This window comes from Nocardia aurantia (assembly GCF_009604425.1).
Taxonomy (GTDB): Bacteria; Actinomycetota; Actinomycetes; order Mycobacteriales; family Mycobacteriaceae; genus Nocardia; species Nocardia aurantia.
Genome location: NZ_WEGI01000004.1, coordinates 306,162 through 325,743, shown reverse-complemented (window position 1 = coordinate 325,743; position 19,582 = coordinate 306,162). Strand labels below are relative to the sequence as shown.

Below are 19,582 nucleotides of genomic sequence, written 5' to 3'. Positions count from 1 at the left end.
GACCCGGCACCCGCATTCGATCGGCCGCTTCTCGACTCGATCGGCCCCGACGCTTGCGCCGGACGATGTCGTTGCGGCGCGGCGCCGACGGACATCTCGGTGCGACCGGCCACGTGATCATCGGCACCGATCGCCCGGCGCAGCACACCTGAGCCGTCGGTGACGGTCGACACCGCGCGCGGGTGAGGTGACGGAAGTCCGCAACGCGCGCGTCGCGCCCCCTACCAGCGAGCGGTCAGCGCACCGAGCGCGCCCAGGGCGACCGCGGCCGCCGTGGAGGTGCGCAGGACGGTCGGGCCCAGCAGGACCGCATGCGCTCCGGCCTCGCCGAAGGCGGTGATCTCGGAGTCGTCCAGGCCGCCTTCGGGGCCCACGATCAGGACGATGCCGGCGGCCGTGGCCAACGGCAGGTCCGTGAACCGGCCCGCACCGGATTCGTGCAGGGCGGCGGCCGTGCCGCCGTCCGCCACGGTCGCACGGATCAGCGTCACGACGTCCGCGGTCCGATGCAGACCGGTCACGCCGGGGATGTATGGGCGGCGGGATTGCCGGGCGGCCGCGCGGGCCGCGGCCCGCCATTTCTCGACGCCCTTGTCCGCCTTGCGTTCCCAGTCGGCGACACATCGGGCGGCCTGCCACGGCACGATCGTGTCGGCGCCGGCCTCGGTCATCAGTTCCACGGCCAGTTCCGAGCGGTCCGATTTCGGCAGGGCCTGCACGATCGTTACCGGTGGTGTGACCCGTTCGGCGACAACACGATTCGACACCCGCAGGTCCAGCCGGTCCTTGCCGGTGGCGATCACCTCGGACTCCGCGAGCAGGCCCGCGCCGTCGGACAGCGTGATCGGCTCGCCGACCCGGATGCGCCGCACGGTCGCGGCGTGCCGGCCCTCCGGGCCGTCCAGCACCGCTACCCCACCGGGCTCCGGAATCTCGTCGAGGTAGAAAACCGTTGCGGCCACGGATGTTTCAGCGGCCGCTGAAGGACGCGCGCAGGCGCGCGAACAGGCCGCTGTTGTGTTCCGATCCGGCCGTCAACACCTCGGAGCGCTCACCGTTGCGCAGCGCCTTGTACTTGCGCAGCAGGTCGACCTGTTTGGCGTCGAGTTTGGCCGGCACCACGATGTCGAGGTGGGCCAGCAGGTCGCCGCGCGAGGTGGAACGCAGCTTGGGCATGCCGTGGCCGCGCAGCACCGACACCTCGCCCGGCTGGGTGCCCGGCGGGATGGTCAGTTCGGTGGGGCCGTCGAGGATGGTGTCGACCACGACGGTGGTGCCCAGCGCGGCGTCGACCATGGGAACGCGGACCGTGCAGTGCAGATCGTCGCTGTCGCGGACGAACGTGTCGTGCGGCTGCTCGACGATCTCGACGTACAGGTCACCGGCGGGACCGCCGCCCGGCCCGACCTCGCCCTGCGCGGCCAGCCGCACCCGCATGCCGTTCGCGACACCGGCCGGAATGGGCGCGGCGATCTCGCGGCGGGCCCGCACCCGGCCGTCGCCACCGCACTTGCGGCACGGATCCGGAATCGTCTCACCCGCACCGCGACAGGTGGGGCACGGCCGTGAGGTCATCACCTGGCCGAGGAAGGAGCGCTGCACCGTCTGCACCTCGCCGGCGCCGCCACAGGTCTCGCAGCGCACCGGCTTGGAGTTGCCGTTGGTACCCGCGCCCTGGCACACGTCGCACAGCACGGCCGTGTCGACGGTCAGATGCTTGGTGACGCCGACCGCGCACTCGGCCAGCGAAAGCCGAGTCCGCAGCAGCGAATCCGCGCCGGGCTGCACCCGGCCGCGCGGTTTGCCGCGCGGGGCGCCGCCGGTGTTCATGCCGCCGAAGAACGCCTCGAACACGTCGCCCAGACCGCCGAATCCGGCGCCGCTGAACCCGCCGGCCGTGGCGGCGCTCAGCGGATCGCCGCCCATGTCGACGATGCGCCGCTTCTCCGGGTCGCTCAGCACCTCGTAGGCGGCGGAGACGTCGCGGAACTTCTCCTGCGCTTCCGGGTCGGGGTTGACGTCGGGGTGCAGTTCCCGCGCCAGCCGCCGGTAGGCGCGCTTGATCTCCTGGTCGGTCGCGGTGCGTCCGACGCCGAGAATTGCGTAGTAGTCCCGTGCCACGTGAGTCTCTAGTCCTGTTCCGAATATGTGCCGCAGCTGATTCGCGTCCCAGCTGCCCTGTCGTGCCGCAGTACGTTCATCGTTCGGCCAGCACCTCACCGATGTACCTCGCCACCGCGGCGACCGACGCGATCGATCCGGGGTAGTCCATGCGGGTCGGGCCGAGCACCCCCATGGCTCCGAGCACGGTACCGGGCACACCGTACCCGGTCGACACCACCGAGGTGCCGCGCATCTGCTCGACCTTGGTCTCCTCGCCGATCTGTACCGTCACGGTGCCCGGATGCTGCGCGGCGGCCAGCAGCTTCAGCACCACCACCTGCTCCTCCAGCGCCTCCAGGACCGCGCGCAGCGATCCGGGGAAACCGAAATCGCCGCCGTTGCGGGTCAGATTGGCGGTGCCGCCCAGCACCAGCCGCTCCTCGGGATGTTCGACCAGCGTCTCGACCAGCACGGTGGACACCCGGATCAGCACGTCGCGCAGTCGGCTGGGCGAGCGATCGGGCAACTCGGCCACCATCTTGGACGCGACCGCGAGCCGCTTACCGTCCATCGCCGACCCCAGCATCGCGCGCAATACGGCGAGATCGTCGTCGTCGATGATCGCGCCCAGGTCGACCAGCCGCTGATCGACGCGGCCGGTGTCGGTGATGACCACCAGCAGCAACCGGGCCGGGTTCAGCGCGACCACCTCGAGGTGGCGGACCGTGGACGCCGAGACCGTGGGGTACTGCACCATGGCGACCTGCCGGGTCAGCTGGGCCAGCAACCGGACCGCGCGGCGCAGCACGTCGTCCAGGTCGACGCCGCTCTCGAGGAAGTCGAGGATGGCGCGCCGTTCGGCCACCGACAGCGGCTTGACCTCCGAGATGTTGTCGACGAACTGGCGATAGCCCTTGTCGGTGGGGATGCGGCCGGAGCTGGTGTGCGGCTGGGTGATGTAGCCCTCGGCCTCGAGCACCGCCATGTCGTTGCGGACCGTGGCGCTGGACACGCCGAGATTGTGCCGATCCACCAGGCTCTTCGAGCCGATCGGCTCCTTGGTCGCGATATAGTCCGCGACGATCGCGCGCAGGACCTCGAGTCGCCGTTGCTCGGTACTCGACATGGGCCCCACCTCCTCGTTCGCCTCAATCCCCGCGCCCGCGTCCACGCGCGAGCGGTCGACATCCTCGCGAAGTGAGCCGTGGACATCCTCGCTGTACGAGTCGTCCACATCCTCGCCGAGCGAGGCGCCGGCATCCTCGCTGTACGAGTCGTCGACATCCTCGCTGCGCGAGTGGTTGACACGGATTCCCGGGTTCATCCGAAATCCAGTTTAAATGGCGGCGCGCCGATACCTCGCGCACCCCGATCCAGCTGCGCGAACAATCGCGCGCGGAGATCATCGCCCGACAGCGAATTCACGAATCGTTTCCCTCCTCGGCGTCATGTCAGCAACGTGCGGACCACGGCGTCGGCGAGCAGCCGGCCGCGGTCGGTCAGGACCAGGCGCTCGCCGGTCAGCGTGGCCAGGCCGTCGGCGACGACCTGCTCGGCGGCGGTGCGCCCGGCGGGATCCAGATCCGCCAGCGGCAGTCCGCTGCGCAACCGGACCGTCAGCATGACGCGTTCCAGGTAGCGTTCGCCGGCGCCGAGGGTCTCCCAGCCCGCCGCCGGCAAGCCTCCCGCGCCGACCCGATCGGCGTATCGGGCGGGATGCTTCACGTTCCACCACCGCACCCCGCCGAGATGACTGTGCGCACCCGGCCCCGCCCCGAGCCAGTCGCCGCCGTCCCAGTAACCGAGGTTGTGCCGGCAGCGCGCGTCCGGGCCCGCGGCCCAGTTGGAGACCTCGTACCACTCGAGGCCCGCCGCGGACAGCCGGCGGTCGATCAGCTCGTAGCGGGCGGCGAGCACGTCGTCGTCCGGGGCGGGCAGGTCGCCGCGGCGGACCTTGCGGGCCAGCGCGGTGCCGTCCTCGACGATCAGGGAATAGGCCGACACGTGGTCGACGCCCGCGGCCAGCGCCGCGTCCAGTGACGCGTCCAGGTCGGCGTCGGTCTCGCCGGGGGTGCCGTAGATGAGGTCGAGGTTGACGTGCTCGAATCCGGCGGCCCGCGCCTCCCCGGCCGCCGCGACGGCCCGGCCCGGGGTGTGGGTGCGATCCAGCACGCGCAGCACGTGCTCCGCGGCGGACTGCATGCCCAGCGACACCCGGGTGAAGCCCGCGGCGCGCAGTCGCTCGAAGAACGCCGGCGAGGTGGATTCCGGATTCGATTCCGTGGACACCTCGGCGTCCGCGGCGAGCGGGAAGTGCGCGCGGATCGCGGCCAGCACCTCGGCCAGGCCGTCGCCGCCGAGCAGCGAGGGCGTGCCGCCGCCGACGAAGATCGTCGACACCTCCGGCTGCGGGCTCGGCAGTTCCGCGAAAAGCTCTGCGGCGGTGGACAACTCGCCACGAAGGGCAGCCAGCCAGGATTGCGGTGAGGCCGAACTGCCCAGTTCACCGGCGGTGTAGGTGTTGAAGTCGCAGTAGCCGCACCGGGTCGCGCAGAAGGGTACGTGCACGTAGATACCGAACGGCCCGGTGCCGAAATCACGCAACACCGGTTCGAGCGCCTCGGTGGCCGGCGCGGCGGCGGCCGGTAGCGGGGTCAGCGAACTCACCCCACCAGTGTGAACGGTCGCCGGTCGGGTTCCGCGCAGGGGCGGATTCCCGCCGCACAACGGCGCGCCCGGCGACGGGGTGTGACGCCCCGGCGCGTCGCCGCCGCCCGACAGCCCCGCCGGGTATGTCCGTTCGACGGCGTAAGACGGCAACCGGACGGTCGTCATATGACCGATCTCACAATTTGGGACGCTCGTCCAGGGGATTTCCCCCGAATTGAAGGAAAATATGGACCCCCGGTCGGAAAGACCCTGTTCACATGGCACAATAGGCACCATGACCGAACTTGGAGTCCGACTGGTGGCACGTCGCCACGTCGACTACAAGCGTGTCTGCAGCGCCTGCTGTCTGCCGGATCGCCTCCGGTAGTCCGGCCTTTCTTCCGGTGCCCTCTTTCCGGCGCCACACTCCCCGGCCGTGTCACCGCCAGGCGTGAGCCAGCCCCTCCCCCCTGTCGTCAGGCCTGATCCACATCGCAGGAGCGACCCTATGACGTCGAGCACCGACGCCGGTCCCACACCAGAATCCGTGAACAGCGCGCGCGAGCATGCCGCGCGGGAGCGTGCCGCCGCCGCCCGGGAACGCCGGGCCCGCCCGCGCGAGGAGGTCTCCGGGCCACGCCAGCGCACCGCGAGCAAACCGGTACGCCGCAAGTCGGAGGGACAGTGGGGCCTGGGTTACCGGGAGCCGCTGAATCCCAACGAGCAGAGCAAGAAGGACGACAACCCGCTCAACGTCCGCGCCCGCATCGAGAACATCTACGCGCCGGGCGGCTTCGACTCGATCGACAAGGCCGATCTGCGCGGCCGGTTCCGCTGGTGGGGCCTCTACACCCAGCGTGAGCAGGGTTACGACGGCACCTGGACCGGCGACGACAACATCGACATCCTCGAGGCCCGCTACTTCATGATGCGCATCCGCTGCGACGGCGGCGCGCTGAACACCGAGCAGCTGCGGACGCTGGGGACGATCTCCACCGAGTTCGCCCGCGACACCGCGGACCTGTCGGACCGGGAGAACGTCCAGTACCACTGGATCGAGATCGAGAACGTCCCGGAGATCTGGAAGCGCATCGAGGCCGTCGGCCTGCAGACCACCGAGGCGTGCGGCGACTGCCCCCGCGTCGTGCTCGGCTCGCCGCTGGCCGGGGAATCCCTCGACGAGATCATCGACGCCACCCCGGCGATCGAGGAGATCGTGCGCCGCTACATCGGCAAGAAGGAGTACTCCAACCTGCCGCGCAAGTTCAAGACCGCGATCTCCGGCCAGCAGGACGTGGTGCACGAGATCAACGACGTCGCCTTCGTCGGCGTGGAGCATCCCGAGCACGGCCCCGGCCTGGACCTCTGGGTCGGCGGCGGCCTGTCCACCAACCCGATGCTGGCGCAGCGCGTCGGCGCGTGGGTGCCGCTAGACGAGGTCCCCGAGGTCTGGGAGGCGGTCGTGGCGCTGTTCCGCGACTACGGCTACCGGCGGCTGCGCAGCAAGGCGCGGCTGAAGTTCCTCGTCAAGGACTGGGGCATCGAGAAGTTCCGGCAGGTGCTGGAGGACGAGTACCTGAAGCGGAAGCTGATCGACGGCCCGGCGCCCGCGCGGCCGGAGCGGCCGATCGACCACGTCGGCGTGCAGCGACTTCGCAACGGGCGCAACGCCGTCGGCTTCACCCCGATCGCGGGCCGGGTCTCCGGCACCGTGCTGACCGCGGTGGCCGACGCGATGGACCGCGCCGGCGCCGGCCGCGTCCGGTTCACCCCGTACCAGAAGCTGATCGTGCTCGACGTCGCCGACGACAAGGTCGAGCAGCTGATGGCCGAGCTGGAACCGCTGGGCCTGCACGCCCGCCCGTCGATGTGGCGGCGGAACCTGCTGGCGTGCAGCGGTATCGAGTTCTGCAAGCTGTCCTACACCGAGACCCGCAAGCGGTCGCAGGTGCTCGCGCCCGAGCTGGAACAGCGGCTGGCCGACATCAATGCGCAGCTGGACGTGCCGATCACGATCAACATCAACGGCTGCCCGAACTCCTGCGGCCGGTCCCAGATCGCCGACATCGGCTTCAAGGGCCAGCTGATCGACGACGGCGACGGGAATCAGATCGAGGGCTTCCAGGTTCACCTCGGGGGCAGCCTCGGCCTCGACAGCGGTTTCGGCCGGAAGTTGCGTCAGCACAAGGTGACCGGCGACGAGGTCGGCGACTACATCGAGCGCGTCGTGCGCAATTTCGTCAAGGGCCGGACCGCCGGTGAGCGGTTCGCCCAGTGGGCCGTCCGCACCGACGAAGCAGATCTACGGTAACGGAGTTTCGAACATGGCAACCACTTTGGAGAAGCTGTCCGAGTCCGAGCTGCGGCGGATCGCCGAAGACGGTGCGGCGCGACTGGGTCCGGACGCCACCGCGGCCGACCTGCTGCGCTGGACCGACGAAACCTTCGGCCCGGGTTACATCGTCGCCTCGAACATGCAGGACGCGGTGCTGGTGCATCTGGCCGCGCAGGTCCGCGCGGGCGTCGACGTCCTGTTCCTGGACACCGGCTACCACTTCGCCGAGACCATCGGCACCCGCGACGCGGCCGAGCTGGTGTACGGCGTGAACATCGTCAACGTGACGCCGGAACACACCGTGGCCGAACAGGATTCGCTGCTGGGCCGCAACCTCTTCGAGCGCGAGCCGAACGAGTGCTGCCGGCTGCGCAAGGTGGTGCCGCTGGGCAATTCGCTGACCCGCTACAACGCCTGGGTCACCGGTATCCGCCGGGTGGAGGCGCCGACCCGCGCCAACGCTCCCCTGATCTCCTTCGACGAGGGCTTCGGCCTGGTGAAGATCAACCCGATCGCCGCCTGGTCCGACGACGAGATGGACGGCTACATCGCCGAACACGGCATCCTCGTCAATCCCTTGGTGGAGGAGGGATATCCGTCCATCGGTTGCGCTCCGTGCACGCGGAAACCGGAACCGGGAGCCGATCCGCGAAGCGGCCGCTGGGCCGGCCTCGCCAAGACCGAATGCGGGTTGCACCAGTCATGACCACAGCAGACATCACCAGTGACACCGACGTGCTGGCCGCGCTCGACGAGTTCGACACCCTCTCCGCGCTGGAGAGCGAATCCATCCACATCTTCCGCGAGGTCGCGGGCGAGTTCGAGCGGCCGGTGATCCTCTTCTCCGGCGGCAAGGACTCCACCGTGCTGCTGCACCTGGCGCTCAAGGCCTTCTGGCCCGCGCCGCTGCCGTTCGCACTGCTGCACGTGGACACCGGGCACAATCTGCCGGAGGTGCTGGACTTCCGCGATCGCGTGGTCGAGAAGTACGGGCTGCGACTGCATGTCGCGTCGGTCGAGGAATATCTGGCCGACGGCCGGTTGCAGGAGCGGCCGGACGGCATCCGCAACCCGCTGCAGACCGTCCCGCTGCTGGACGCCATCGCCGAGCACCGGTTCGACGCGGTCTTCGGCGGCGGGCGACGCGACGAGGAGCGTTCGCGCGCCAAGGAGCGGATCTTCTCGCTGCGCGACGCGTTCGGGCGCTGGGATCCGAAGCGGCAGCGGCCCGAGCTGTGGAATCTGTACAACGGCCGGCACGCGCCGGGCGAGCACGTGCGGGTGTTCCCGCTGTCGAACTGGACCGAGCTGGACATCTGGCGCTACATCGCGCGGGAGAACGTGGAACTGGCCACGATCTACTACGCGCACGAGCGGCCGGTGTACCTGCGCGACGGCATGTGGATGACCCCGGGCAGCTGGGGCGGTCCGCGCGACGACGAGGAACTGCTGGTGAAGTCGGTGCGGTACCGCACCGTCGGCGACGGATCCACCACCGGCGCAATCATTTCCGATGCCGCCGACAACGAGGCGATCCTCGCCGAGGTGGCCGCCTCCCGGCTCACCGAGCGCGGCGCCACCCGTGGCGACGACCGGGTGTCGGAGGCCGCCATGGAAGATCGCAAGCGAGAGGGTTATTTCTGATGTCCGACCTGTTACGACTGGCCACCGCCGGCAGTGTCGACGACGGCAAGTCCACACTGGTCGGACGCCTGCTGTACGACACGAAATCCGTACTGGCCGACCAGATCGACGCGGTCACCCGCGCCTCGGTCGACAAGGGCCTGGCCACGCCGGATCTGTCGCTGCTGGTGGACGGGCTGCGCGCGGAACGCGAACAGGGCATCACCATCGACGTGGCGTATCGCTACTTCGCCACGCCCGCACGGTCTTTCGTGCTCGCCGACACACCGGGCCACGTGCAGTACACCCGCAACACGGTGTCCGGCGCCTCCACCGCGCAGCTGGTGATCCTGCTCGTCGACGCGCGCAAGGGCGTCATCGAGCAGACCCGGCGGCACGCCGCGGTGATGGCGCTGCTGGGCGTGCCGAAGCTGGTGCTAGCGGTGAACAAGATCGACCTGGTCGACGACCCCGCCGCGGTCTTCGACACCATCCGGGCCGAATTCCGGGAGCTGACAACCACTCTCGGCTGGGCCGCCGAGGACATCCAGGAGATCCCGGTGTCCGCGCTGCACGGCGACAACGTCGCCTCCCGCTCGGACAAGACGCCCTTCTACAACGGGCCCTCGCTGATCGAGCATCTGGAATCGGTACCGGTCGACGCCGACAGCTTCGGCCGGCACCGGGTCGGCCTGCGGTTTCCGGTCCAGTACGTGATCCGGCCGCGGACCGCCGAACATCCGGACTACCGCGGGTACGCCGGTCAGGTCGCCGCGGGCGTCGTCGCCAAGGGCGACGAGGTCGTGGTGCTGCCCTCGGGCACCCGCACCACCGTGGAGCGCATCGACACCCCCGACGGGGAGCTGTCGTCCGCACAGCCCGGCCGCAGCGTCACGCTGGTCCTGGCCGACGACGTGGACGTCTCCCGGGGCGATGTGATCGCCGCCGTCGCGGACGCCCCCGAGCCGATCGACTCGTTCGACGCCACGGTCTGCTGGCTCGGCGACAAGCCGCTGCGGGCCGGCGCCCGGCTGCTGCTCAAGCACGGCACCCGCACCACCCAGGCCATCGTCGGCGCGCTCATCGAACGCTTCGACGAGCAGAACCTGGCGGCCGATCCGAGCCCGGAATCGTTGTCGCTCAACGACATCGGTCGCATCTCGGTGCGCGTCGCCGATCCGATCGTGGCCGACGACTACCGGCTGAACCGGCACACCGGCAGCTTCCTGCTGATCGATCCGGCCGGCGGCAACACGCTGGCCGCGGGACTGGTCGGTGACGCCCTGACCGCCGTCGAGGTCGGAGCCCCGGCCGCGCGATGACGCCGACGGTCCCGCAGCTCCCCGGCCGGTCCCTGCCCCGGACCGCCGGGCCGGCACTCGTGCTCGTGGCCCACGGCAGCCGCGACCCCCGTTCCGCCGCAACGGTTTCCGAGGTGGTCGCGGCGATCTCGGCCGCGCGCCCGGAACTCGCGGTGTATCCGGCCTTCCTGGACCTGAACGCACCGTCGGTGGATCGGGCGGTGGACGCCGTTGCCGCCGCGGGCCATCGGGCAACGGCGGTGGTTCCGTTGTTGCTGGGCAACGCTTTCCACGCGCGGGTGGACCTGCCGGGCCTGCTCGCCGCAGCTCGCGCCCGGCATCCGTTCCTGTCCGTCACCCAGGCCCAGGTGCTCGGACCCGACCCGCGGCTGATCGGCGCGCTGCGCGACCGGATCCTGGAAACCGGCGCCGACCCGCGCGATCCGGCGCTCGGCATCGCCGTCGCGGCCGTCGGCGCCTCCACCCCCGCGGCGAACGAGCGCACGCACCGCCTGGTCCGCCCGCTCGTCGCCGGCACCGCATGGCGAGCCGAAACCTGTTTCGCCACCACGGCACCCGCGCTCCCCGAGGCGATCACCCGGCTCCGCGAGCGAGGCTGTGCCCGCATCGTGGTCGCCCCCTGGTTCCTGGCCCCTGGCCGCCTCACCGACCGGCTACGGGACGTCGCGATCGGTCACCGCTTCGCGGACCCGCTCGGCGCGCACCGCGCGGTCGTCGACGTGGTCCTCGACCGCTACCGCACCGCCGTCACCGTTCCGCTGCCTCTGTCCGCCTGAGCATTCCGGGCGGCAGGTCACTCGGCCGGGACCAGGGTGGCGAATCGCAGCCTGCGGTGGATCCGGTATTGAAGTCGCCGGACAGCAGCCCGCCGCGCGACGGTGTTCTCCGCGAAGAAGTGCGCGGCCGCGGACGAACCCACCTCACGAGCACTGTCGACCAGCGGCAACGCGATCAGGGTGATGGCGATGGCCACCACGGCGTCGGAGAAGAAGATCAGGGGTTCCAGGCCGCGTTCGGTACGGGGGCTTCGGCATCGCACCGACCGGACTTTCCGATCGCGATCCTGACCTTACCCAGTTGTGGCGCAACCGCATCCGCGGTGAATGATCAGAACCAGCGTTCCAGCACCGTGGCGACGCCGTCCGCGGTGACGTCGGGGGCGATTTCGTCGGCGACGGCCTTCGCGGCGTCGACGGCGTTGCCCATGGCGACGGAATGACCTGCCCAGGAGAGCATTTCGAGATCGTTGTAGCCGTCACCGACGGCCAGCGTGGCCGCGTGCGGGATGCCGAGTTGCTCGCGCAGGCGTTCCAGCGCCCAGCCCTTCGAGACGCCGTGCTTGGAGGCGACCAGCCACGGTTCGTGCTCGCCGTGCACCCAGCCGGCGCCGGGCAGTTGCACCGCCCCCATCACCTCCACCATCTCGGCGAGGCTGCCGCCGGGCCACCAGCCGTTCAGCCTGGTCGTGGGTTCCCGGCCCAGATCGCGGTCCTCGACGAAACGGAACTCGCCGAGCCGGAAACTACCCGGGTAGTAGCCGGTGGCCCAGGTGCCGATGCCCACCTTCTCCACCGAGAGGACCATGTCCGGGAACAGCTCGCGCAGCACACCGACCGAGGGCACCGGGTCGAAGGTGTGCAGCGCGCGCGGCTCCCAGGTCGAGATGTCCACGTGCACCGCGCCGTTGGAGCACAACGCGTTTCCCTCGGCGAGGCCGAGTTCCTCCAGCACCAGCCGGGCGGACAGCAGGGTGCGCCCGGTGGTGACGACCACGTGCGCGCCCGCCTCGACCGCGGCCCGCACCACCGCGCGCACGCGCGGGGAGGCCGGCGAGCCGGTCTCCAGCAGGGTCCCGTCCACGTCGAGGGCGATCAACTCGGGTCTGGCGGCGTCCACCTGCTCATTGTCCCCGACCGTACAGATGCACTTACGGCGGACTACCCGCTCGTGGCGAGATACGGCCCGACCGCGTGCGCGAGGTTGGCGATCGTCAACGACTGCAACCACACTCGCCCCGGGCCGGTGAGCTGGGCCAGGAACAGGCCGTCGCCGCCGAACAGGATGTTGCGGATACCGCGCAGCACGGTGATGTCGAAGGAGACCGAGGCGTCGAACATGCCGACGTGACCCGGATGCACCCGCAGCGTCTCACCGGGCGCGAGGTTGTATTGCACCACCTCACCGGACAATTCGACCCACGCGTGGCCGTGACCGCCCAGGCGCTGCAGGGTGAATCCGGCGCCGCCGAAGATGCCCGCGCCGAGCCGCCGCTGGAAGCTCAGCCCGATCTGCACATCCTCGGTGGCACAGAGGAATCCGTGCCGGTGCACCAGATATTCGGCGCCGGGCTGCACCGGGACCGGCATGATCTGCCCGGGCAGCTTCGTCGCGAAGGCGACCCGGCCCGGCTGCTGCGCGGCGGTGTACTCGGTCATGAACAAGCCCGCTCCGGCGAAGGCCCGGCGCATCGCGCCCATCATGCCGCCGGCGGCGGACCGGGTCGAGGTGTGCAGCTGGATCGACTCGGTCATCCACGACAGCTGCCCGGCCTCCGCGACCAGGCGATCGCCCGGGTTCAACGCGACCTCGAGCACGGGCATGACGGTTCCGATGATTCTGGATTCCACCGGATCAGTGTGCACGCCCGGCGATCACCACCGCCCGGTGAGTTCCGATGCCACCGGAAACGGCTGCGCCGCATCGCTCAGGGCAGGATCTGCGGTACCGAACGCGGGTTGTAGTAGCCCTGCACCCCACCCGTCACGCCACCGAACAGGGCGCCGACCACGGCCCCGGGAATCGCTCCGACTCCGGAACCCAGTGCGGCGCCGAGCACTCCGGACCCGGTGGCGCCCACGAGAGCGCCGGCGACGATACCGTTCTGGATCGGATCGTGATCGAGCGCATCGGGATTCGTCGCCACCTCCAGCGGTACACCCTCAGAGACGTTTCGCACCACCGGATCCGGTGCGGCGGACGCGACCCCGCCCAACTCCAGCGTGACGGCCAGCGGCAGTGCCCCGATCAGCACGGCGCGGCCGACACCGCGAACGACTCGATGACTCATGTGATGTCCTCTCGTTCCTACCCGACCAGGCCATACGATAGCCACTCCAGGGCTTTTCGGCAGCGCGTCCGGACCTGTCCGGACGACGACGGCGCCCCACCCAGCGGGTGAGCGTCCGTCGCGCCGGTCCCGCCCGTCGTCGATCCGCGCAGAGCCGGGCCGGCGATCCACGCACGGCCGAGCCGGCGACCCACGCACAGCCGCGCCAGCGACCCACGCACAGCCGCGCCAGCGACCCACGCACAGCCGCGCCAGCGACCCACGCACAGCCGCGCCAGCGACCCACGCACAGCCGCGCCAGCGACCCACGCACAGCCGCGCCAGCGACCCACGCACAGCCGCGCCAGCGACCCACGCACAGCCGCGCCAGCGACCCACGCACAGCCGCGCCAGCGACCCACGCACAGCCGCGCCAGCGACCCCACGCACAGCCGCGCCGGCGATCCGCATCGACGCACGATGAGAGTGCAAGCAGTGCGGTAGAACTCGGCGCGCCGACGGTCGCGGCCATGCCCGAGTTCGGCGGCGATCGCGGGGCCCCGATCGCCGGGCCGGCCTGTCCGGCGGTGGGGTGCGGTGCGAGATGCAGCTCGCTCAGTGCATCGACATGCCGCCGTCGACCGCGGCGGTGGTACCGGTCATGAAGGTGTTGTCCTCACCGGCGTAGAAGGCGACGACCCGCGCGACGTCGATGGGACGGGCCAGTCGGCCCAGCGGGGTCGCGGCCACCTGACGACGGCGCTGATCCTCGTCGAGGACGTGCGAGATCGCGGTATCGGTCACCGGGCCGGGTGCGACAACGTTGACCGTGATCCCGTCGGGGCCCAGTTCTTGGGCCAGATATCGGGCGAACTGGGTGAGTGCCGCCTTGGCCGTGCCGAGCGCGATCATGCCCGCGCGTGGCCGGGTACTCAGGCCGGTGCCCAGGTAGACCAGCCGGCCCCAGCGCTGCGCGGTCATCGCGGGCAGGACCGCCTTGGTGACCACGAAGGCGGCGCGGAGCTCGTCGTCGAGCTTCCCGCCCAGTTCGTCCCAGGTCATCTCACGGAACGATGTGATCGCATACGGGGTGAGCGCGTTGTGGACCAGGACGTCGACGCCACCCCAGAGCGCGCCGACGCGCTCGATCAGGGCGTCGACCGCCGCGGGATCGCGCACGTCGGCCGGTATCGCGGCCGCCCGTCCGCCGGCCGCCTCGATCTCGGCCACGACTCGCCCGGCCGCCTCCGCGCTGTGCAGGTAGTCGACCACCACGCGCATCCCGCGCTCGGCCAGCAGCCGCGCGGTGGCCGCGCCGATGCCACCCGAGGCGCCGGTCACCAGGGCCACCCGGCCGGTCGTCGCGGTCATGAGGCCGCCGCCTCGTCGCCGTCGGAGCGGAGCGCCCCGTAAAGCAGAGCGTCCACCGTTGTGCGCAGCAGATCGGCTGCGGTGCAGTCGAGTTCACGCGGCAGGCCGGAGTTCAGCAGACGCTCCACCGCGCCGCGGGTGATCTCGGCGAGCAGTTCCGGAGGGGCCGACAGCAGCCCGCGCCGATGACCGTCGCGGAACAGTGCCGCCAGGCGGCGGTAGATCACCGCGTCGATGCGTTGTTCGACATGTTGGCGCAGGACCGCGTCACCACGACCGGTCGCCAGCTGGGCCGCGCCGATCCGCTCGAGTTCGGTGCCGACCGCGGCGAGGAACCGCTGGACGCGGACGTCGAGGGGGAGGTCGGGGGCCGTGACGGCGGTACTCAGGGTGTGCTCGATGTGCTCGAACTGACGGTCGAGTACCGCCATCATCAGACTTTGTTTGTCCGGGAACCACCGATAGATGGTTTTCTTGCTCATCCCCAGGTCACGGGCAAGATCGTCCATGCTGACGCGCCCGGGACCGGGAGCGAAGAACAGCCGGGCGGCCGCAGCGAGGATGGCCTCGATCCGCTGGTCGGTGGAAACTCCAGAAACTGAAATCGTTTCCATAGTTCCCATGGTTGCGCGCGCACGGATATCCGTCAAGGCGCAGGTCACCGGCGTTCCCGCGCGGGATTGCTCAGCGAAACCGCGCCGGACCGCTCGCCAGGTCCGGACCAGCCGCTCGCCAGATCCACGCCGGGCCGCTCGCCAGCTCCGGACCAGGCCGCTCGCCAGCTCCGGACCGGACCGCTCGCCTGATCCGGACCAGGCCGCTCGTTAGAATCGGGCCGAGTCACTCGCCGGATCAAGGCCAGCCGCTCGCCAGCTCCGCGCCGGGCCTCTTGCCAGATCAGGGCCAAGCCCTCGCCAGCTCCGCGCTGGGTCACTCGGCGGATCAGGGCCAAGTCGCTCGCCAGATCCGCGCCGGGCCTCTTGCCACATCAGGGCCAAGTCGCTCGCCAGATCCACGCCGGGCGCTCGGCGAATCAGGGCCGGGCCATTGGCGCGCGGCGGTCGATTCGCACTGCCTGCCGTGTGCCGGAGAGCGATCGGGGTGACCGCTAGAGTCGAACGGTGACAGCAGATTCCGGTCCTAGACTGCTCGAGGACAGTGCGCTGGAACGGACCTCGGTGGTGGCGAACAACGCGATGAACCGCGACCGTTTGCTGTCCGGCGTGAACAGTTACGGCCGGGAACTGGGGTTCGACCCGTACGAGCGGCTGGCGGACAGGCTTCGCGCCGCACCGGCGGCATCGGTTGGCTGGATCGACGTCTGCTGTGGAGCGGGCCGGGCGCTGCTGGAGGCCGAACGCAGATTCGGGACCGAATTCCCGGACGCCGATGTGACGCTGCGTGGTGTCGATCTCGTCGGGCATTTCGCGGCGGCACCGGCCACCGCCCGACTACGGCTGATCACCGCCACGGCCCGGAACTATTTGCCGGACCGGCCCGCCGAGCTCGTCACCTGCGTGCACGGCCTGCACTACATCGGCGACAAGCTCGCGCTGATCGCGGCGATGCTCCGATGGACCGCGCCTGAAGGAAGATTCGCGGCGCACTTCGACCCACACACGGTCCGTCATCGTGACGGGTCGTCCGCGGCGCGCGCGGTCGTCGCCCGGCTGCGAGCGGCGGGACTGACCTATGACGGCCGCCACCATCGCATTTCGTCACCGGGTGCTCTGGCGCTCGAATTCCCCGCCTACCTCGGGGGCGACGATCGTGCCGGGCCTGGCTACACCGGCCAGCCCGCCGTCGCCTCCTATTACGACTGGTAGCGCAGGCAATTCGGCATCACCGTGTACTTTCGGCGATCGTTGCCCCGGAACCGCGATCCCGGCTCACCCCTCAATTCACGTGCGCCGGGACCGCGGTTTCCGTCGGCGAGAAGTCGCCCGGCGCGAGCGATCCAATGGATCGCTCGCGCCGGGCGCGCGGCCCGATACCGCACGTCGGTGAGACGACCCTCGCTGAGCACCGATGACGGGTGCCATCGGCGAAGCTTGTTGTTGCCGAATAATTTTCAGTGACGGGGCGAGTTCGGTCCGGTCGTCGACGCGGGCCCGGAACAGTATGCGGTGAACGAACTTTCATCCGATCGACACCCGCTGGGAGAAAGTCCGGCTGTCGTGGACGCCGGCCCGGATGAACTCCCTCCGGTATCGGCCCCCACCCGGTGTTATCGCCGCCACAAACCGAACCGCGCCTACTGTCGTCGGCGCCTGCCCGAAAGGACTTCCCTCCGAGCGGTACCTACCCGAATAAGGGCCTGCCGACACCGACACGCGTCGAACCGGGTTCACCACGATCGGCACCCGCCCGGGATAAGCCTCTCCGTCATCGGCACGCGCCGAACGAAGCCCGCCGGCACCTACGCCCACAAGGCCGGGTCTCGTTGCCATCAGTACCAATTCGAATCGGTCTCCGCGATCATCAGCGCCCGCTCGAACGAGGTGTCGCCACCGCCGCTCGGCTCGGCTCGTCCGTCCGCACGCGTACGGGATTCGCCGCCGATCAGCGATGTCCACCGCCGCCTCCTCCAGCATGACCACCACCACCCGCGCCTCCCCCACCGCCGACGCCACCACCACCACCGGAGCCACGACCGCCCGGGGCCGAGGCGCCAGATCCGGATCCACCGGACGAGGCGGACGTCCCAGCGGCTGAAGCGCCGGAACCCGGGCCGCCCGAATTGCCGCTGCCTCCGGTGGAACCCGTGGCGCCGGGTCGCGAACCCGCCGAATTACCGCCTGGCGCCGCGGATCCCGCGCCGCCGGTACCGGGGCTCGAGCCCCCGCCGGAAGGGCCGCCGGCCGCCGCGCCCGAACCGGCTCCCGCGGGGCCGGACGCTCCACCCGCATTGCCATTCGAGGGGCCGGTTCCCGTTCCGCCGGCCGCCCCCGCACCGGCCCCCGTTCCGGTTCCGCCGGGGCCGCCGCCGGATGCACCGGTGCCCGCACCCGTCCCACCTGAGCCGTCCCCAGACGCACCCGCACCCGTCCCACCGGAGCCGCCCCCGGTCGAACCCGCACCCGACCCACCGGAACCGTCTCCGGATGCACCCGCACCCGTCCCGCCCGAGCCGCCCCCGGTCGAGCCGCCCCCGGTCGAGCCCGAAGAACCGGCTCCACCGGTGGTAGCGCCGGTTCCGGTGCTGCCGGTCCCGGAGGTGTCGCTGCCCGGATTCGACTGTGTCCCAGTGGAAGACCCGCCCGCCGAGGCGCCCGGGGAACTGGCCACCGTGCCGCCCGCGCCCGGGGAGCCGCTCGCTCCCGAGCTCGGTGCGGCGTTGCCCGCAGCCGGGGAGCCGGACGGGTTGCTCACCGGCTGTGCGGTGGAGCCGGATTGGGGTGCCGAAATAGGCTGTGCCACAGGGGGTTGGACGACCGGGCCGACGATCGGCGGGGCCGGCTCGAGGTCGGGGGCGGGGGTGAAGGGCAGGGGGTTGGTGAAGCGTGCGGGGTCGGCGTACAGCCAGGTGGGTGAGGTGCGGACCGGGTCGCATCGGGTCCCGACGCCGTGTGAACCGACCTCGCGCCGCACCTCTTCCGTCGCCACGGCGACGATGGCCTTCGTCGCCGCGGTGTAGTCGTGGGCCGTGGTGACCGAGGCCAGGATCTTCCGGGCCGCGCCGGAGACCGAGCCCAGGCCGTCCAGCACGGTCGAGTCCTGCACGTAGGCGCGGGCGGTGTCGGCCGGCCCCGCCAGGATCGGCGCGAATTCCAGTGCGGGGCCGTCGGTTCCGATCGGACCGTTGCCGATCATGCTGGCCGCGGACATCGCCAGCGCCGAGGCCACGGCCGCACCGGAGATCACGGCGGCGCCGCGGGTGTAGCGGCCGAGTCCGGTGCCGGTGTCGGCCGCCCGCGCCGAGGCGACGGCCGCGCCGATCGCGACGGTATGGCCCGGGTCCGGGGCGATGACCACCGGCGGGCCGAGTTCGCTGAGCACCTGCGCGACCTCGGCCGGGCGGGCGGCGGCGCCGACCACGAGAATTCGGTCGATGTCGGTCAATGTGACACCGCAGGCCTGCACGCATTGCCGGACCAGGCGAAGGGAATTGCGGATGTGCCAGCAGCGCAGGCGCGCGGTGTCGACGGCCGGGACCACCTTCGACACCGGCGCCGGCGCGCCCGGCGCGAGCGCCCGGGCGTACCTGGCCAGGACGACGCCGAGCGGGCGGCCGCCGTAGGTGTGGGAGCGCACCGCACGGCCCAGTACGCCGCGCTCCTCGCGATCGGCCTCGGTGCGGACGATCGCGACGTCGAGGCTGCCGCCACCCAGGTCGTAGACGAGGGTCAGACCGCGTTCGGAGACACCGTGTTCCGCGTCGAGCCACTCCACGGCGGCGACCGGTTCCGGCATCAGCACCACATCGCCGGATCCGGACCAGTTCAGGGCGTGCCGGAGGGCGAAGATCTGCCGGTCGGTGTAGCAGGCCGGATAGGTGGCGACCGCCGGCGCGGTGGGCCGGCTCGCCTCGATCAGGCAGGTGGCGACCGCACCGACCAGGTCGGCCGGGCGCCAGATGCGCCCGCCCAGCACGACCGGCTCCGAGTCGCGGGTGAGATCGGCGAAATCGGTGAGTACGGGCGCGAATCGGGGTAGGCCGCTCATCCGTGGACCGCCCGCACTGTCGAACGTGACCGAGGTACGGCGTACCCGCACGGACGGACGCTCGCGCTCCCCGGCCGTACCCGCTGTCACGGAATTCACTGTGCCGATGCTCATGCCGAAACCAGTCGTCATTTGCCATCCCGTCAACGCACCGAGACCACGGCCCCACGCGGTCGAACCATGTGGTCGCGGTCGTTTACCAAACAGCGATGACAGGTTAGCTGGTGGATACCGATCACGGACAGTCAAACAGCGAAAAAGGTTTGAAACCCACCGGTATGCAACACATTTCCGCAGATAGACCACTGACCAGGGCGAGATTTGGCCAACACATACGGTGCAGATGTCCAAAAACGAACGAAAACAGCTACCACACAGTAATTTCCAATGCGATACCGACCGGTACGCCCGAATAATCGGACGAAGACCGAGCATCGACGGTGTATGACACATCAATACCGAGTCGCG

At 70.4% G+C, this 19,582-nt stretch carries 18 protein-coding genes; 7 read left to right on the top strand and 11 right to left on the bottom strand.

What is annotated here, in order from left to right; genetic code table 11:
* Positions 1 to 221 precede the first annotated feature (221 nt).
* The 4 genes from NRB56_RS10780 to hemW form a co-directional block, all read right to left on the bottom strand.
* Positions 222 to 962 (bottom strand): 16S rRNA (uracil(1498)-N(3))-methyltransferase, encoded by a 741-nt coding sequence (locus NRB56_RS10780; RefSeq protein ID WP_319942820.1) that lies wholly within the window; start codon positions 960 to 962, stop codon positions 222 to 224.
* A gap of 7 nt (positions 963 to 969) precedes the next feature.
* Entirely contained in the window at positions 970 to 2,121 is a 1,152-nt protein-coding gene (dnaJ, locus tag NRB56_RS10775) for a molecular chaperone DnaJ (RefSeq protein WP_319942819.1), read from the bottom strand.
* A gap of 76 nt (positions 2,122 to 2,197) precedes the next feature.
* Complete coding sequence (hrcA, locus tag NRB56_RS10770) at positions 2,198 to 3,229, bottom strand: heat-inducible transcriptional repressor HrcA (RefSeq protein WP_153341350.1); 1,032 nt, start codon at positions 3,227 to 3,229, stop codon at positions 2,198 to 2,200.
* Positions 3,230 to 3,549: 320 nt separating this feature from the next.
* Positions 3,550 to 4,710, bottom strand: coding sequence for a radical SAM family heme chaperone HemW (gene hemW, locus NRB56_RS10765; RefSeq protein WP_319942874.1), 1,161 nt, complete (start codon positions 4,708 to 4,710; stop codon positions 3,550 to 3,552).
* Between the two features lie 289 nt (positions 4,711 to 4,999).
* Between hemW and NRB56_RS40460 the strand changes: the two genes are divergently transcribed.
* The 6 genes from NRB56_RS40460 to NRB56_RS10740 all read left to right on the top strand — a co-directional run bounded on the left by NRB56_RS40460 (position 5,000) and on the right by NRB56_RS10740 (position 10,808).
* Positions 5,000 to 5,140 (top strand): Ms4527A family Cys-rich leader peptide, encoded by a 141-nt coding sequence (locus tag NRB56_RS40460; RefSeq protein ID WP_406603458.1) that lies wholly within the window; start codon positions 5,000 to 5,002, stop codon positions 5,138 to 5,140.
* 120 nt (positions 5,141 to 5,260) lie between these two features.
* A complete protein-coding gene (locus NRB56_RS10760) occupies positions 5,261 to 7,063 on the top strand; it encodes a nitrite/sulfite reductase (RefSeq protein ID WP_153340922.1) in 1,803 nt (600 codons plus the stop codon).
* A gap of 13 nt (positions 7,064 to 7,076) precedes the next feature.
* Positions 7,077 to 7,793: a phosphoadenylyl-sulfate reductase gene (locus NRB56_RS10755; protein ID WP_153340920.1), complete on the top strand. Its 717-nt coding sequence runs from the start codon at positions 7,077 to 7,079 to the stop codon at positions 7,791 to 7,793.
* A complete protein-coding gene (cysD, locus tag NRB56_RS10750; RefSeq protein ID WP_153340918.1) occupies positions 7,790 to 8,731 on the top strand; it encodes a sulfate adenylyltransferase subunit CysD in 942 nt (313 codons plus the stop codon). The genes NRB56_RS10755 and cysD overlap by 4 nt, the downstream gene beginning before the upstream one ends.
* The gene (locus NRB56_RS10745) at positions 8,731 to 10,032 is read left to right on the top strand and encodes a sulfate adenylyltransferase subunit 1 (protein WP_153340917.1); all 1,302 of its coding nucleotides are present in this window, start codon (positions 8,731 to 8,733) and stop codon (positions 10,030 to 10,032) included. The genes cysD and NRB56_RS10745 overlap by 1 nt, the downstream gene beginning before the upstream one ends.
* Complete coding sequence (locus tag NRB56_RS10740; protein ID WP_153340915.1) at positions 10,029 to 10,808, top strand: sirohydrochlorin chelatase; 780 nt, start codon at positions 10,029 to 10,031, stop codon at positions 10,806 to 10,808. The genes NRB56_RS10745 and NRB56_RS10740 overlap by 4 nt, the downstream gene beginning before the upstream one ends.
* 17 nt (positions 10,809 to 10,825) lie before the next feature.
* Here the strand turns inward: NRB56_RS10740 and NRB56_RS38290 are convergent, their stop codons facing one another.
* The 6 genes from NRB56_RS38290 to NRB56_RS10710 form a co-directional block, all read right to left on the bottom strand.
* Positions 10,826 to 11,071: a TMEM175 family protein gene (locus NRB56_RS38290; RefSeq protein ID WP_194290804.1), complete on the bottom strand. Its 246-nt coding sequence runs from the start codon at positions 11,069 to 11,071 to the stop codon at positions 10,826 to 10,828.
* A gap of 68 nt (positions 11,072 to 11,139) precedes the next feature.
* Positions 11,140 to 11,928, bottom strand: a complete 789-nt coding sequence (locus tag NRB56_RS10730) for an HAD family hydrolase (RefSeq protein ID WP_319942817.1) — start codon at positions 11,926 to 11,928, stop codon at positions 11,140 to 11,142.
* A 41-nt stretch (positions 11,929 to 11,969) separates the two neighbouring features.
* Positions 11,970 to 12,659, bottom strand: coding sequence for a TIGR00266 family protein (locus tag NRB56_RS10725; RefSeq protein WP_319942816.1), 690 nt, complete (start codon positions 12,657 to 12,659; stop codon positions 11,970 to 11,972).
* 77 nt (positions 12,660 to 12,736) lie between these two features.
* On the bottom strand, positions 12,737 to 13,099 hold the full coding sequence (locus tag NRB56_RS10720) for a hypothetical protein (RefSeq protein ID WP_153340913.1): 363 nt from the start codon (positions 13,097 to 13,099) through the stop codon (positions 12,737 to 12,739).
* Between the two features lie 594 nt (positions 13,100 to 13,693).
* A complete protein-coding gene (locus NRB56_RS10715) occupies positions 13,694 to 14,449 on the bottom strand; it encodes an SDR family NAD(P)-dependent oxidoreductase (protein WP_153340911.1) in 756 nt (251 codons plus the stop codon).
* Positions 14,446 to 15,063 carry a TetR/AcrR family transcriptional regulator gene (locus tag NRB56_RS10710; protein ID WP_153340909.1) on the bottom strand — a complete coding sequence of 206 codons (618 nt, stop codon included), beginning with the start codon at positions 15,061 to 15,063 and terminating at the stop codon, positions 14,446 to 14,448. Before NRB56_RS10710 ends, NRB56_RS10715 begins: the two co-directional genes overlap by 4 nt.
* Before the next feature lie 507 nt (positions 15,064 to 15,570).
* Between NRB56_RS10710 and NRB56_RS10705 the strand changes: the two genes are divergently transcribed.
* The gene (locus tag NRB56_RS10705) at positions 15,571 to 16,275 is read left to right on the top strand and encodes a class I SAM-dependent methyltransferase (protein ID WP_319942815.1); all 705 of its coding nucleotides are present in this window, start codon (positions 15,571 to 15,573) and stop codon (positions 16,273 to 16,275) included.
* Positions 16,276 to 17,011: 736 nt separating this feature from the next.
* Here NRB56_RS10705 and NRB56_RS10700 read toward each other — a convergent pair.
* A complete protein-coding gene (locus NRB56_RS10700; RefSeq protein WP_153340907.1) occupies positions 17,012 to 19,204 on the bottom strand; it encodes an acetate and sugar kinases/Hsc70/actin family protein in 2,193 nt (730 codons plus the stop codon).
* Between the last annotated feature and the right edge of the window lie 378 nt (positions 19,205 to 19,582).